At 56.4% G+C, this 12,716-nt stretch carries 18 protein-coding genes; 11 read left to right on the top strand and 7 right to left on the bottom strand.

Annotation, left to right across the window (positions count from 1 at the left end):
- Positions 1-56: 56 nt before the first annotated feature.
- The 5 genes from ASF84_RS28910 to ASF84_RS01405 all read right to left on the bottom strand — a co-directional run bounded on the left by ASF84_RS28910 (position 57) and on the right by ASF84_RS01405 (position 4,094).
- A complete protein-coding gene (locus tag ASF84_RS28910) occupies positions 57-296 on the bottom strand; it encodes a hypothetical protein (protein WP_156684124.1) in 240 nt (79 codons plus the stop codon).
- On the bottom strand, positions 293-2,971 hold the full coding sequence (locus ASF84_RS01415) for a bifunctional DNA primase/polymerase (protein ID WP_056834479.1): 2,679 nt from the start codon (positions 2,969-2,971) through the stop codon (positions 293-295). Before ASF84_RS01415 ends, ASF84_RS28910 begins: the two co-directional genes overlap by 4 nt.
- Positions 2,968-3,171, bottom strand: coding sequence for a TraR/DksA C4-type zinc finger protein (locus ASF84_RS28235; protein ID WP_082481240.1), 204 nt, complete (start codon positions 3,169-3,171; stop codon positions 2,968-2,970). Before ASF84_RS28235 ends, ASF84_RS01415 begins: the two co-directional genes overlap by 4 nt.
- Positions 3,164-3,652, bottom strand: coding sequence for a phage regulatory CII family protein (locus ASF84_RS01410; RefSeq protein ID WP_056834476.1), 489 nt, complete (start codon positions 3,650-3,652; stop codon positions 3,164-3,166). Before ASF84_RS01410 ends, ASF84_RS28235 begins: the two co-directional genes overlap by 8 nt.
- A gap of 217 nt (positions 3,653-3,869) precedes the next feature.
- Entirely contained in the window at positions 3,870-4,094 is a 225-nt protein-coding gene (locus tag ASF84_RS01405) for a helix-turn-helix transcriptional regulator (protein WP_056834474.1), read from the bottom strand.
- Between the two features lie 145 nt (positions 4,095-4,239).
- Between ASF84_RS01405 and ASF84_RS01400 the strand changes: the two genes are divergently transcribed.
- From ASF84_RS01400 to ASF84_RS28230, 10 genes are all read left to right on the top strand, one after another.
- Positions 4,240-4,845: a LexA family protein gene (locus ASF84_RS01400; RefSeq protein WP_056835325.1), complete on the top strand. Its 606-nt coding sequence runs from the start codon at positions 4,240-4,242 to the stop codon at positions 4,843-4,845.
- 117 nt (positions 4,846-4,962) lie between these two features.
- Positions 4,963-5,214, top strand: a complete 252-nt coding sequence (locus tag ASF84_RS01395) for a DUF1654 domain-containing protein (protein ID WP_056834472.1) — start codon at positions 4,963-4,965, stop codon at positions 5,212-5,214.
- Positions 5,215-5,488: 274 nt separating this feature from the next.
- Positions 5,489-6,061: a deoxynucleotide monophosphate kinase family protein gene (locus ASF84_RS01390; RefSeq protein ID WP_056834470.1), complete on the top strand. Its 573-nt coding sequence runs from the start codon at positions 5,489-5,491 to the stop codon at positions 6,059-6,061.
- 7 nt (positions 6,062-6,068) lie between these two features.
- On the top strand, positions 6,069-6,350 hold the full coding sequence (locus ASF84_RS01385) for a hypothetical protein (protein ID WP_056834468.1): 282 nt from the start codon (positions 6,069-6,071) through the stop codon (positions 6,348-6,350).
- Positions 6,347-6,733: a hypothetical protein gene (locus ASF84_RS01380; RefSeq protein WP_056834466.1), complete on the top strand. Its 387-nt coding sequence runs from the start codon at positions 6,347-6,349 to the stop codon at positions 6,731-6,733. Before ASF84_RS01385 ends, ASF84_RS01380 begins: the two co-directional genes overlap by 4 nt.
- Positions 6,730-6,969, top strand: a complete 240-nt coding sequence (locus ASF84_RS01375; protein ID WP_056834464.1) for a pyocin activator PrtN family protein — start codon at positions 6,730-6,732, stop codon at positions 6,967-6,969. Before ASF84_RS01380 ends, ASF84_RS01375 begins: the two co-directional genes overlap by 4 nt.
- A 41-nt stretch (positions 6,970-7,010) precedes the next feature.
- Positions 7,011-7,472 carry a hypothetical protein gene (locus ASF84_RS01370; RefSeq protein WP_056834461.1) on the top strand — a complete coding sequence of 154 codons (462 nt, stop codon included), beginning with the start codon at positions 7,011-7,013 and terminating at the stop codon, positions 7,470-7,472.
- 105 nt (positions 7,473-7,577) lie between these two features.
- Entirely contained in the window at positions 7,578-8,429 is an 852-nt protein-coding gene (locus tag ASF84_RS01365; RefSeq protein ID WP_236709343.1) for a hypothetical protein, read from the top strand.
- A complete protein-coding gene (locus ASF84_RS01360; protein ID WP_056834459.1) occupies positions 8,416-8,811 on the top strand; it encodes a LytTR family DNA-binding domain-containing protein in 396 nt (131 codons plus the stop codon). Before ASF84_RS01365 ends, ASF84_RS01360 begins: the two co-directional genes overlap by 14 nt.
- The gene (locus ASF84_RS28230; protein ID WP_082481234.1) at positions 8,808-9,011 is read left to right on the top strand and encodes a helix-turn-helix transcriptional regulator; all 204 of its coding nucleotides are present in this window, start codon (positions 8,808-8,810) and stop codon (positions 9,009-9,011) included. Before ASF84_RS01360 ends, ASF84_RS28230 begins: the two co-directional genes overlap by 4 nt.
- A 1-nt stretch (position 9,012) precedes the next feature.
- Here ASF84_RS28230 and ASF84_RS01355 read toward each other — a convergent pair whose 3' ends face one another.
- The gene (locus tag ASF84_RS01355; RefSeq protein WP_056834457.1) at positions 9,013-10,212 is read right to left on the bottom strand and encodes a tyrosine-type recombinase/integrase; all 1,200 of its coding nucleotides are present in this window, start codon (positions 10,210-10,212) and stop codon (positions 9,013-9,015) included.
- A gap of 536 nt (positions 10,213-10,748) precedes the next feature.
- Positions 10,749-10,988 carry a hypothetical protein gene (locus ASF84_RS01350; RefSeq protein ID WP_056834455.1) on the bottom strand — a complete coding sequence of 80 codons (240 nt, stop codon included), beginning with the start codon at positions 10,986-10,988 and terminating at the stop codon, positions 10,749-10,751.
- Between the two features lie 564 nt (positions 10,989-11,552).
- Here ASF84_RS01350 and ASF84_RS01345 point away from each other — a divergent pair.
- Positions 11,553-12,710 carry a response regulator gene (locus ASF84_RS01345; protein ID WP_056834453.1) on the top strand — a complete coding sequence of 386 codons (1,158 nt, stop codon included), beginning with the start codon at positions 11,553-11,555 and terminating at the stop codon, positions 12,708-12,710.
- Positions 12,711-12,716 lie beyond the last annotated feature (6 nt).

The following is a 12,716-nucleotide window of genomic DNA, read 5'->3' as shown; positions in this document are numbered from 1 at the left end:
AATCAAACAACCCAACACAAACCCAACACACCTAAAGCCCTTTAAAATCAACACTTTCAATATATTTGTGTTGAGTGTGTTGGGTTTGTTGGGTTTATAAGTAGTCGCATGGAGTTTTTTCCTGCCTTCATATCAGCCAATAAAATATCGCTCAGGCGCGTGCGTGCGCGTAAACCCAACACACTCGACACACCACCGCTCCAGCCCGCGAAAACAGAGGCTCTCTTGTGTGTCATGTCGTCCAAATCAACCCAACACAAACCCAACACACTCGACACACCAATAGACAGATTCATGCTGCAGCCGCCTTCACATGATCCCAATCATCCACCCGCCAACCCGACAGCTTCGCCCGCTCACGCCATTCCGTGACGCTGCGCCCCAAGTCCGGCGCCTTCATTGATGGGGGAAGGGAAGCCTCTGCATCGCTCGGCACAAAGAACGCCCCAAACTTACGGGTGTTGCCTTCTGTCCAGGGTATAGAGCGGGTCTTTTCAACCTCGGAGCTGATGAACAATGAAAACTTCGTCTGGCTCATCGAGTGCTCCTTGTTCCGCTGACACCACTCCAGGAACAAGGCATAGAGATCGCTCGTCAGGCACGGTCCCCATAGGCCGCGACCCAGCTCGCCGGTGCGCCATAGATATTGAAAGGTCTGCCAGCCGGCCCTACTCAGGGCCACCAACCGCTCGCGAGCATCGGTGTTCGGTGGCCGGGTGCGCTGATCGAAGTCGCCCAGGTCGACCGTCAGCAACCAGCCATACAACGCGGCTACACCACCGCCCTGCAGCTCACGGCCGATGGCCTTCTGTCGTTCGACTGGCAGCGTTTCCATGGGCCACATGACCAACATGCGCCGGTCGCTTTCACTGATCGGCCAAGGCAGGATCTCGTTGGAGAGGAACACCGCGTTCATGTGGTTGGACTCTTCCCAACCGTTGATAAACTTCGATTCCATCCGTACCGTTTTGCCGGTCACCAAGTGCTTGATCTTGCCCACCTGGTTGTAGCGCTGATCACGGCTGACCACTTCCTCGAACACGGCCCACATCTTCCGGCTTTGCCAGGCGTTGAAGTTGCTTTCAAGCTGGGTCTGCCCGACCGTTGCAGCGTACTGGCCGTAGAGCTGACCAAACGTATCAGCGAACAGAAGGCTCTTGCCCGAGCCTTCCATTACCGAGTGCATCAGCACCGCCGTGTCCATTTTCGCCCCGAGGTGCTGCAAGGGATAAGCGAGCCAGCGCGTAAGCCACCGGGTCGCTTCCTCATCACCGTTGCATAAAAAGCCGATTAGCCAACGCAGGCTCTCGCAGGCAGCCGGATCATCAACCGGCTCAAGAGGCAACCCATCGAACGTGTTGATGTAAACCGCTGGGTCCTTTTTCATCGTTGGGTCGAAGACGATATGGTCAACGTCCACAACTCGACGTTTCGGGCTGTTCAACCACATTGGATAAAAATCCCCGAGCGCCATCTTCAGCGCGCCCTCGGCAATGCGCCGTTTCTTTTCCCGGTCCCAGACATCCTTCGTGCCATCGATGTACACATAGCGCTCAATGGGCGCCATACCCAAGGCACCGGCTTTCTTGCTCGAATCCTTTCTGTTGCGCTCAACGTCCTTGACCTGGTCATCACCAATCAGCTTTCGCCCAGGACTCTCTAGCCACTCCTTGGCCTTGGCCTTCCCGACCAAGGCTTCGTGCGCCGACTTTTTCATCCGCACCGATTTATCGATGTCCCAAACCTGCGTCGTGGCCTCAATCAATGCAAAACGCCGCAGCATTTGCTCCAGGGTCAGGCCCTCCCCCTGCCCCCCGTATTCAGGAGCAGCCGCGCTGGACTGCGTTGGGTCGCCTGTCGGCGCGCTCTCACCGGATGGGGTCGGGGAAGGTTCAGGCGGCCTTGAACGGCTGATCTCCATGCCAAGCATCTTGGCTGCGGCCTTGATCGCGTTCGACTGGTCGCCGTTATGCTCAAGCAGGCAGAACACCTCGAAAGCATCATTCTTATGGCCATTGGCGAGCGGATCGGCGGCGTGATGCGAGTAAACGCGCCCTTCGTCCTTATCAACCGTGATGCCCGGCAGACCGGTTGACGATCCAGGGTAAAGCCACTTACTACCTTTCTGCACATAGCCGTGCGCACGCAGCAGCTCGGTGACGTCATGACAACGATTGAACTCGTCGATCACAGATGGCCGGTTACCAGCCGGCGCCGATAACCGCTTGGGCTTTGCAGGTTTCGCTTTAGGCTTTGGCGCCCAAGGGCACGCCGCCTCGGCATCACGCTTGAAAATGTCCCAGTTGTTCCAGACCGCGAGCAACTCAGCCGACAGCACCGGCAGGTCATCACCTGGTGCTGTACGCCAGACATAAGGCTTTCCGGTACCAGGATGGATCGACGGCGGCAGCACGTCTTGGTGCAGGCCGGCACGCAACTCGAAAACCGTCAGCCGCGCATATTGCTGGGCCTCGGTGCGGAACAGCTTTTCTCGCGCATCATCACCGACCTTGGCCGCTTCACGAGCCTGGCGCATCAGTTCCTTATGCTTCGAGCCATCAGGGTCGTTCTCTGCTGGCCAAGCGAGGGCATGCTTTTCCAGCTCAATACCTTCAGGCACTCGGAACATGACGCGGAACCGTGCAGGGTTACCGACTACGGTTGGAAACACCAATGCCATAGCATCAAGGTCCATACCGAGCAGGTCGTAAAGCACATGACGGGTCCACTGCACGTCATCTACGTCAAGCGAACAAACGCGGCTGGGCGCATGGACCACGCCCATGTTGTAGGTCGGGTTTTCCTGCCAGAACGTCTCGGCGGCAACAGGATCAGTGAAGTAGCCGCCCGGCTTGTTCCAGGCAGCCCCCTTTGGCCCTTTCTCGCCGGGCGAGATAGGGACCAAGGCCATGTTGAGTTTTTCAATGTAGAAGCGGGCATACGACGAGATGGGAAACGACGCATCGATCATGCTCGACGCTCCCGACGCGATTGGCAGTCGATGCAGGTGAAGCACCCTTGAACGGCCTGCCGGCGAAGTTCAGGTATCGGCTCATCACAGTCATCACAAAAGATTGCGCTGGCCGCGTTTGAGGTCGACGGCACTCGACGAAGGGCAACCTGCAGGTGGTATTCAGCCTGATCATTAGCCAGATCAACTTCATCAGCCATGATCGCGACCCTCCACCGCCTGGGCAGCACCGGCCATGATGCCAAGCACTTCACGGATCAGGTCGTGACCGGCCTTTTCCAGCGCCGCGACTTCATGCTCTTCCCATACGCCGTCGACAGCACCGTGGTGCATGGTCGCTACGAAATGCCCAGCCTGAGCGAGCATGGCACCGACCGCTTTCAGGGATTCTTGAGTTGCGGGCACCGGCACCGGCTTATACCAAACAGCGCCCGCAGGACGTACTAGGGCATCGAGCAAACGCGGATCAGCTGTCAGCCTGATGACTTCTTCAAGTTCATCAGGCCCCAGCCAGCGGCGCTCTTCATCAAGATGGAGTTTTTTCTGCAACGTGTCGGTTTCAATAACCATGGCAAAAGCAAGGGCAGTTACCCCGCCCTTGTAGTCACGACCTGCACGGTAAAGCGCATGACGCAGAGAAAGGACCGGACCCGGGTCCGGCAACAGATCTGTACGACTCATAACCGTAAATGCTCCTTTTACGGTGTAGCCAAAGAAGCGGGCACGCCCTATCCTTCAGCCACGACCGAGATGCTGTGTTTGCGTGCTGTGGGCACGGTGTTTCGTTTGAGCTGACCAGATAACTGTGGAAGGGAGTCTGGTCAGCGAGCTGACAGCGTTTAATCGCTGTCCATGCCAAGCCGGGATAACCGTGGAAGGGCATCCCGGCAAGGCAACTTCAGGCAGCTTCCCGCCTTTCCTCATCCTCGGGAAAGACATCATCAAGAGTGCAAGCGAACCCTTTGGAGTTCAGTACACGGACAATGCTCCGGCACTCAGACAAGCCCGGAGTCCGGCGCAGCCTTTCGTAATGACCAATAGCGGCCTGAGTCAGGTGGACCAGATCTGCGAGCTGTTGCTGGGTCAAATTCGCTGCCCTGCGGGCCTTGGATAGAGCACTCATAGCAATCTCCTTCGGTTTCGATGGAGACAATACACGGTGTAGTTATTTCATGCAAGAAACCAATACACGGTGTCTATTGAGTAAATCAATACGAACCGTATTATTCTTCTCTATGAACGAATGGTACGAAATAGCTAAAAAGCTCATGGAAGCTCAAGGCATTAGCCAAGAGAGCATGGCCGAGCGTTTGGGGGTAACCCAAGGCGCAGTAGGGCATTGGCTGAACGGAAAACGTGAGCCGAAGCTGGAAATGATCAATCGGTTACTGGCAGAACTGGGCGCTCCAGCACTTTCAATAAATCTGCCAGATACCGTTCAAGCCCCTGATGCGGCTCCCCTTTCATCTCAACGCTTATACCGTTATCCAGTCATTAGCTGGGTAACAGCAGGTGGTTGGGCAGAGGCTGTGGAGCCTTATCCGCCTGGCTATTCAGACACGTATGAGCTGACCGACTACAAAGCAAAAGGCCCCGCTTTCTGGCTTGAAGTTCGCGGCGACTCAATGACCGCGTCGGCCGGGCGTAGCATCCCGGAAGGAACGCTGATACTTGTCGACAGCGGCATACAGCCAACCCCAGGGAAACTGGTCTTAGCAAAGCTGCCAGAGAGCAATGAAGCCACCTTCAAAAAGCTGGTTGAGGATTCTGGTCAGCTATTCTTGAAGCCACTCAACCCTGCTTATCCGCTTATAACCATGCGTCAAGATGCGCGCCTTTTGGGAACTATTGTTCGCGCCAACCTTAAGCTTTAATCCGCACACGACTTTGAAAGGCCCGCTTTAGCGGGCTTTTTCATGCCTGCTCTTCTTGCAAATGGCCATTATTCGCAATACTGTATGTATATACAGCAATAGAAAAGGAGGACACCAATGGCACAAACCACCCACAAGGCAGGGAATTCCTACGAACACCTGGTTAAAAGAGTTCAGGAAATAATCTCGAGCCCTAGATCTCAGCTTGAACACCAAGTCACCATTTCAAAAACTTCCCATGAATCGGCTCAGGACTGGGATCGATTGCTTGAGGAGATCAATGATGCTGACGGTGTGACCCTTAGCAGGCTTCAAGATGGGAGCGCTCACATCGCATGGTTTGTGGAGAAGGATGACAACGCTGTGTAGTGGCAACAGATAATCAAATTACACACTGTATTGACCGGCTGAAATACGAGATGTATTGTTAATCCTGCCCACCTTCCACAGGGCTTCCCTTCCACAGGATTACAATCATGCAGACAAAGCAGCCTCAACGCTGCCCGGTGTACCTGCACCCGGCAGCAACAACCCCCCGCATCATTGAAGTGATCCAGCGCACTACTGGCTTGGTCGTCATCGTAAGCACCAAGCGCCGCGCCGCGTTGACTGTGCCCACCTCTCCATGGGGAGGTGACGCAGCATGAAGCAAATCCTTATCGGCCTCACCGGCCATGCACGCACCGGCAAAACCACCTCTGCCGATCACCTGGCCAGCGAACATGGTTTCCAGACCTATGCCTTCGCCACTCCGCTCAAGGAAGGCATCGCCGCGATGTTCGGCCTGAACATCGAAGACCTTGAAGGTGAAGACAAAGAGCAACTGATCCCGTGGGTGGGCCGCTCACCACGCCAACTGATGCAACTGCTCGGTACCGAGTGGGGGCGCGACATGATCAGCGCGAGTATTTGGGTCGACATCGCCGAGCAGAATCTGGATGCGCTGGCCGAGCTGGAGCCCTACTCACCTGGCTTCGTGATTAGCGATGTCCGATTCGAGAACGAAGCCGACTTCATCCGCAAGCGTGGCGGTCTGATTGTCCACATGAAGCGCAACGACGCTCCTGACGTGAACGCTCACATCAGTGAGCTGGGTGTGGCCGTTCACCCACATGACCTAGTGATCAACAACGATGGCGAGCTGACCGACCTGTACGGCCAGCTCGATCAACTGGTCATTGCCCAGCACGCTGCCATCGCATCCAAAGCCGCTTGAGGTCCGCATGAACAGGAACCTCGACTCAACCGCAGCAGTCCTGGGCCTCGGCTCCAGGGCTCTGCGCCTACGGCTTCGTGAACTGGGCATCTTGACCCAGACCGGCGATCTGGCGAGCAAGCACGTCGGCCAGGGATACCTATTTGCCGACCCGCGCAGCCGCTGGAACCAGGCGATCCACACCTATACCCACTATTCCGTCGTCATGGTCACCGAACGCGGTGTGGCCTGGCTGGCAAAGCAACTGGGTATTTCGATCAGCACGCAGGGCAAGGACGGCACAGCATGAGCACAGCACCAAACGTAATCACCCAGGCCGTAGGGGCACTGAAGCTGATCCCTATGTACCTCAACCACCCGACGATCATCAGCCGAGCCACGCTCATCGGGGCCAGTGCAGAAGCACTGACCCTGCTCGACGCGCTTCCAGCGGCCGCTACGGAACTGGCAGAAGTGTTTCGCCGCGTCGATGCGGTCGTGCAACCAGGGCAAGTCGCGTACGTGACACCAACCAAATGCCCTGAAAAGCCCTTTGGCGCGGTCGTTGCGGACTCTCACGGGCGCTTGTTGGCGACAGCCGTTGGCAAATCCAAGGAAGGGCTCGCCGAGTTGATCCGCATGCAGCTCAAAGCCCTGCCCCATCTGGCGGGGGCCGGGGAGGATCAGGCGTGAGCGAAACGATTGACCTGTTGCGTAAAGAGTTCGCAACCCCCTGCCCGACGTTGAGCGCTGTGCGTACACGCTATTTCTCGCACATATCCACCGACCGGGCACTGCTTCGCAAAATCAATGCAGGCCGTATCGCTTTGACCGTTACCCGCACAGGCGGCAGCAGACAGGGACACCCCTTTGTGTACCTGCACCACCTGGCCCAGTACCTCGACAGCATCGGCGCACAAGTCGCGTAACACCGCCCATGGCGGCGACAAACTACTGAGAGACACAGCACATGCAAACAGAACACATCATTGCTTTGGGCGGCCTGATCCTGAGCTTCGCCGCTCTGACCTACGCGTTCTTCCGCGCAATCACCACGGCTCATCGACGTGGCCGTGAGGCAGGAAGCAACGCTACCACTGCAGTTTTGGAGCCAATGATGGTCGCCCAAAAGCAGGCCACTACAGCCGCTTGGCAACAAATCGACCGCCTGGACGAAGAGCTGGCACTTGCACGCGCCGATCTGGAGCAATTGCGGGCCGCCAACGGATTGGCCGTGGAAGTGACCCCGACCGACATCGGCCTACTAATCCAGGCAGCGAACATTATTGAGCTGGCACGGCGTACCTGGACACCGATCAAAGGTGCTGAACCGATGGCCCGCAAGGCTACCGTGCTGCACACGAAACTGGAGGTACTGAACAGCCGCCTGTGCGGTGCAGCCACTCAAGCAGCTCGGGAGCAGGCGGCATGACAGATCATCATATCGTTAGCATGAGCGCCGGGAGTCAGTCCAATGGCTAAGGTTTGCTATATCCCCAAATCGTTCAATCAGGCCAATGACCTGATGATCCAATTCATGAACACCCTGATCGCCGAGTACCAACGCCAGGGCTATGTCCTCACAGTGCGTCAGCTCTATTACCAGCTTGTGGCCCGCGACCTGATAGAAAATACGCTGCAGTCGTATAAACGGGTCGCTGGACTGATCAACGACGCCAAGCTGGCCGGCCGGATTGACTGGGACGCTATCGAGGACCGCACCCGCGAGTTCGTCACCAACAACCACTGGGAGCTGGGCAGCGACATCACGGGGGCGTGTGCCAGCCAGTTCAAGATGGACATGTGGGCCAACCAGGATTTTCGAGTCTTCGTGATTATTGAAAAGGAGGCTCTAGTTGGCGTGCTGTCACGACTGTGCCGCACTTGGGACGTGCCGATTCTCGCGGCACGCGGTTATCCGAGCGGCACTGTGCTACGCGAATTCGCCGAGCGCCACTTGCTGCCAGCGATGGAGCGCGATCAGTGCCCCATGATCCTGCACCTGGGTGACCATGACCCATCGGGCATCGACATGACCCGCGACCTCCAAGATCGCATCTGCCTGTTCACCGAGTCCGGCCTGCCGCCAGAGGCGGTGAACCGCATTGCACTAACCCGCGATCAGATCGATGAGGTGCGCCCACCGGAAAACCCAGCCAAGACCACCGACTCGCGCTTCGCCTCATACCGGAAGCTCCACGGATCATCGAGCTGGGAGCTGGATGCGCTCAATCCAGCGTACCTGAATGGCTTGGTCGAGACCCACCTACGTGCCGCCATTGATCAGGCTGCATGGGAAGCTCGTCAATCTGAGGTGGATAGGGTCAAGACCCAACTCGCCGAACGGCATGCAGACCAGCTGGAGGTCGAAGCCAATGAAAGCGTCTGAAGAACTTCACGCCGACTACATCCAGTCCACGTATCGCCGCAAAGTCGTTCGCGTACTGATCGAGGACATCAGCCACTTCAAAGCCGAACAGAAGTATGTGGTCGTGTACCACGACGGCGGGGAGCTGCTACTGAACACACCGCTGATAGAGATAGAGTGCATCTACGCAGATCGCGTGGTCAGGGCACATCGCAATGCGCTTGTAATGCATGAGCGCCTGCAAAGCTTCCGCCATCCCAACGAATATCGCGGCGTCTTGGCAGCCGTGCACGTAGCTGGCCAGGCCGAGCCGATAGACGTTTCCCGACGCTACACCCCCAGCGTGCGAAAAGCAGTAGAGCAAGCCATCGCCAAGCGAGCCCAGGCCGGAGAAACACCATGACCGCGCTTGATCGATACCTCAAAGAGGCAGAAGTCCTACAAGTCACCTCCTTGTCCCACGCAACCATCTGGCGCGAGGTAAAGGCAAAGCGCTTCCCTAAACCTATTCGGATCTCACCAGGCCGCGTGGGATGGCGAGCATCCGAGATTGCGGTCTGGCAGAGCGCTCCAGCAGACTGGGCTACCCGCGAGGCCGCATGAGTTAGGGAGTAATCTTTGCCTCCTTCACCAACCAGGCAGCCCACACCTCAAGGGCTGCCTGTTTCTCCTTAAAGTAGTCGTAGCGGTCGTAGTGTTTAGACGACACATCAGACAGAGCGTGCCCCTGAATACGGTCACGCACATCCTTGCTAAGCCCAGCGGCCCCCATCAAAGTCTTGCACGTGCGACGAATATCCCTGAGCGTAAACGGCCCAGCGAACTCCCCCTTGTGCCTCGAATAAAGTTTCGTCACAGCCCTGGATAGAGAGTTCGTATGGATCGATTCCTTGAGATCCTTACCAGAGAATGGGTACGGGTTATCCGCCGTGATCATCGACAGCCGCTCCAAGCAGGCCGAGCTGAGCGGCGTCAGCGGCACCGCGTGCGCCGTGCGCTCCCCAGACTTACTTTTCCTGTCCCGAAGCAGGACATGGTCCTTGTGATAACCATCGCGATCAGTTGCCAGCAACTGCGTCGGCCGCTGGCCACCGGTTGCAATGAGGAACTTGATCAGTTCCGAAGTGACCAGGCTAAGTTGATCGGGAAGAAGATTCCAAAGCTTGCCCAGTTCCTCGGGAGACAATGCCCGCTCACCAGGCTTTTCCCAGTCCTCTTGAACAGGGACGCCGGCAACCGGGTTGTGCTTCAGCCCAAACCGCACACCGTCCTGCAGATACTCTCGGGGGTTGTTTTCATGATTAAGACCATGCTGGAACGCGGCATGCAGTCTTGACCTGACCCGGTTGGTGAACGTCGTCACGCCATCTTTAATCATCTTCGACAGAATATCTTTGATATGCCCTGGCTCGATCAGAGCAGCAGGCATTTTCGCAATGTCTGGATGCGGATCGGTGACGTACTTCTTGAATGACCACTTCACATCATCATGCGATACGGCGTTCTCAACCTGCAGCTTTGCAACGTAAGAGTCCAGGAGCAGCGATAACGACGCCCCTGATGCATCTGTCTCGCTTGCCTGGCTGCATTTCAAACGCGCATCTGCCAGTGACAGATCCGGCCAGTTACCCAGCTTTTTACGCCGGATTTTCTTCTGGACATACCTGACGTAGTAAAGCTCTTTCACGCCCGTGGTCTTGACCTTGACCACCAAGACACCATCCCCGCGAGAGCCGCGCTGGTCGGATCGGGTGTAGTCGGTCGGACCTGGCTTCAATGATCGAATCTGTTTGTCTGTTAGCATAAGGAAGGTGTCTGTTTCAGGTGTCTGTTAGCCGGAATTAATAGCAGATTACCCGATATGAAATGATACTGGAAATACCCCTACAAGCCCTTGATTTACATAGGCAAAAGCAAGAATCAGATACCCAGTTCGATATGATGATATTGCACGTGATACAGCTTCCCAAGCTGATAACGAGGGTTCGATTCCCTTCACCCGCTCCAGTCCCTTCCGCGTAACCTCCGGTTACCGCACCGATAGCCAAAAAGCCATGCAGTAACTGGCTTTGGCTATTCGCGATACGGCCCTCCTCCCGGCTCCATACTCTTTTGTCACTTCGAAAAAATCGCCTCAGCGTCTCCCAACGTGACATCTGCGTTTCCTGCTGCACCTGAACCCGCTCGGGCAGATCGCGAAGATTGACCCACAACTCTCCGTGCCAATGCAACATTCCGAGCCGGCAGCCCTGCCGACGCCTATCGACTCGAATGGGCTCATCCGCGCCCGCTTCGCGCGACATTGCCGACTACTCACTCTCAAGGATTTTCAAACTACAGCTATTCGAGCTTACTGGCCTGAGCGTCAGACGAAAATTCCTGAGCCTTGAGCCGTTGGCCGTTAGGCAGAATGATTTCAAGTTCAGTACCGACAGGTTTTGGCTGAAGCTGGCCAGCCTGGCCATGTGCTTTGTTTGCCATTGCTCTGCGCTCAATCATTGACGGATAGTGAGACGCGATGAACGTAATAACGCCTACAGGCATTAGCACCCAAAGCGTAATGGCCAATGCGGATTTCATTTTCCTGCTCCTGGTTCTTTTCCCCTTGAGGAGGGCCTGAAGTCGCCATGTATTTCTGGCGGGCTTCAGCACTCGCCGATGCTGCACGCGGCAAATCGATCAAAAACGATCAGGTCACCCGCTCATTTCTGTGTTTTAACTGCCACGAGCACATCGCGGCAGCCATTTCCCACCTTACAGGCGCACATCGATCGTATTGCCAAGTGTCGGCGTGCCATCCATAGGGTAGACAGTGTCACTCGTTGCACGGTGTTCTTCGTTAGACCACCGCCCCGTATGCATACTTATCTGCGGGATGTGCTCATGCGGCTACCGACGCAGCGGGCCAGTAAGATCGAGCGACTGCTGCCGCCTCAGTGGATGCCTGCCTGATCGGTGCAAGGTGTGCCAATCACGCGGTTGCATTCACCTTGACCAGCATGCGGCGCCCTGGTGACAGCCATCGGCAACTAAAGTTCTCCAGAACAGCCAAAGCTTGATAACGCCTGCATATTTCTCGGCTACGCTCCCCAAAACGGAGCGGCTTTCCTGGCTGTCCTCGATTAGCAAGGGAGCTGATATCCCATGGATAGCGAGCACTATGTTCCTCAGCCCACTACCGTTCTCGTGGTCGACGACACCCCCGACAATCTGATGTTAATGGTTGACCTGCTCAAGGATCGTTATCGGATCAAAGCCGCCAACAGCGGCGAGAAGGCGTTGCGTATCCTTGAGCGCGACCCGTTACCGGATCTGATTCTGCTGGACATCATGATGCCTGAACTGTCCGGCTACGAAGTGGCCAAGCGCTTGAAACAGGCGCCGCGAACATGTGATATCCCAATCATCTTCCTTACCGCCATGGCCACCATCGAAGACGAGATCATCGGCCTCGAAATGGGGGCTGTGGACTATATAACCAAACCGATCAGCCCACCGTTGGTGCTGGCAAGAGTCGATACTCAACTCAAGGTCAAAGCGGCTGCCGACTTCCTGCGAGACAAGAACGACTTTCTTGAGCAGGAGGTGCAGCGGCGCACTCGCGAGGTGACGGCGATTCAGGATGTCACCATCCATGCGATGGCCTCTCTTGCCGAGACCCGTGACAACGAGACCGGCAACCATATCCGTCGAACCCAGCATTACGTTCGGTTATTGGCAAATCTACTGCGCGAGCATTCACGGTTTCGGCATTTTCTTGATGAGGACACTATCAGGCTGCTGTTCAAGTCCGCGCCGTTGCATGACATCGGCAAGATCGGCATTCCCGACCATATATTGCTCAAGCCGGGGCGCTTCACCCCCGAAGAGTTCGAGATTATGAAGACTCATACCACACTGGGACGCGATGCCATTCAGCATGCCGAGAATCAGTTGGGTGTGAAGGTTGATTTTTTACGTCTCGCCAAGGAAATCGCTTACAGCCATCAGGAAAAATGGGACGGCAGTGGCTACCCGGAAGGGCTGGCTGCTGACGACATTCCCATCAGCGCCCGCCTGATGGCAGTAGCGGACGTCTATGACGCCTTGATCAGCCGACGCGTGTACAAGCCAGGCATGCCTCATGAGCAGGCGGTCGGCATCATTCGCGCGGGACGCGGCTCGCATTTCGATCCCGATATCTGCGACGTCTTTGTGGCTAACGCAGAGCGCTTTCGTGAAATATCCGAGCGCTTCTCTGACACCGATCAAGACATGGCCAGGCAACTGGCAACGTTAGCGCACATTGCCCGGCAACCTTGAATTCGG

It is taken from the genome of Pseudomonas sp. Leaf127 (assembly GCF_001423155.1).
GTDB classification, from domain to species: domain Bacteria; phylum Pseudomonadota; class Gammaproteobacteria; order Pseudomonadales; family Pseudomonadaceae; genus Aquipseudomonas; species Aquipseudomonas ovata.
Note: the sequence above shows the minus strand (reverse complement) of the source record. Positions and strands in the feature narration are given on the sequence as shown.

Coding starts and splice junctions, on each gene's coding strand:
- ASF84_RS01410 (WP_056834476.1), bottom strand. CDS start 3,652: ATGAGTCGTACAGATCTGTTGCCGGACCCGGGTCCGGTCCTTTCTCTG.
- ASF84_RS01400 (WP_056835325.1), top strand. CDS start 4,240: ATGGAAGCTCAAGGCATTAGCCAAGAGAGCATGGCCGAGCGTTTGGGG.
- ASF84_RS01380 (WP_056834466.1), top strand. CDS start 6,347: ATGAGCACAGCACCAAACGTAATCACCCAGGCCGTAGGGGCACTGAAG.
- ASF84_RS01370 (WP_056834461.1), top strand. CDS start 7,011: ATGCAAACAGAACACATCATTGCTTTGGGCGGCCTGATCCTGAGCTTC.
- ASF84_RS01355 (WP_056834457.1), bottom strand. CDS start 10,212: ATGCTAACAGACAAACAGATTCGATCATTGAAGCCAGGTCCGACCGAC.
- ASF84_RS01360 (WP_056834459.1), top strand. CDS start 8,416: ATGAAAGCGTCTGAAGAACTTCACGCCGACTACATCCAGTCCACGTAT.
- ASF84_RS01405 (WP_056834474.1), bottom strand. CDS start 4,094: ATGAGTGCTCTATCCAAGGCCCGCAGGGCAGCGAATTTGACCCAGCAA.
- ASF84_RS28910 (WP_156684124.1), bottom strand. CDS start 296: ATGAATCTGTCTATTGGTGTGTCGAGTGTGTTGGGTTTGTGTTGGGTT.
- ASF84_RS01385 (WP_056834468.1), top strand. CDS start 6,069: ATGAACAGGAACCTCGACTCAACCGCAGCAGTCCTGGGCCTCGGCTCC.
- ASF84_RS01390 (WP_056834470.1), top strand. CDS start 5,489: ATGAAGCAAATCCTTATCGGCCTCACCGGCCATGCACGCACCGGCAAA.
- ASF84_RS28235 (WP_082481240.1), bottom strand. CDS start 3,171: ATGGCTGATGAAGTTGATCTGGCTAATGATCAGGCTGAATACCACCTG.
- ASF84_RS01395 (WP_056834472.1), top strand. CDS start 4,963: ATGGCACAAACCACCCACAAGGCAGGGAATTCCTACGAACACCTGGTT.
- ASF84_RS01365 (WP_236709343.1), top strand. CDS start 7,578: ATGAACACCCTGATCGCCGAGTACCAACGCCAGGGCTATGTCCTCACA.
- ASF84_RS28230 (WP_082481234.1), top strand. CDS start 8,808: ATGACCGCGCTTGATCGATACCTCAAAGAGGCAGAAGTCCTACAAGTC.
- ASF84_RS01350 (WP_056834455.1), bottom strand. CDS start 10,988: ATGAAATCCGCATTGGCCATTACGCTTTGGGTGCTAATGCCTGTAGGC.
- ASF84_RS01415 (WP_056834479.1), bottom strand. CDS start 2,971: ATGATCGATGCGTCGTTTCCCATCTCGTCGTATGCCCGCTTCTACATT.
- ASF84_RS01345 (WP_056834453.1), top strand. CDS start 11,553: ATGGATAGCGAGCACTATGTTCCTCAGCCCACTACCGTTCTCGTGGTC.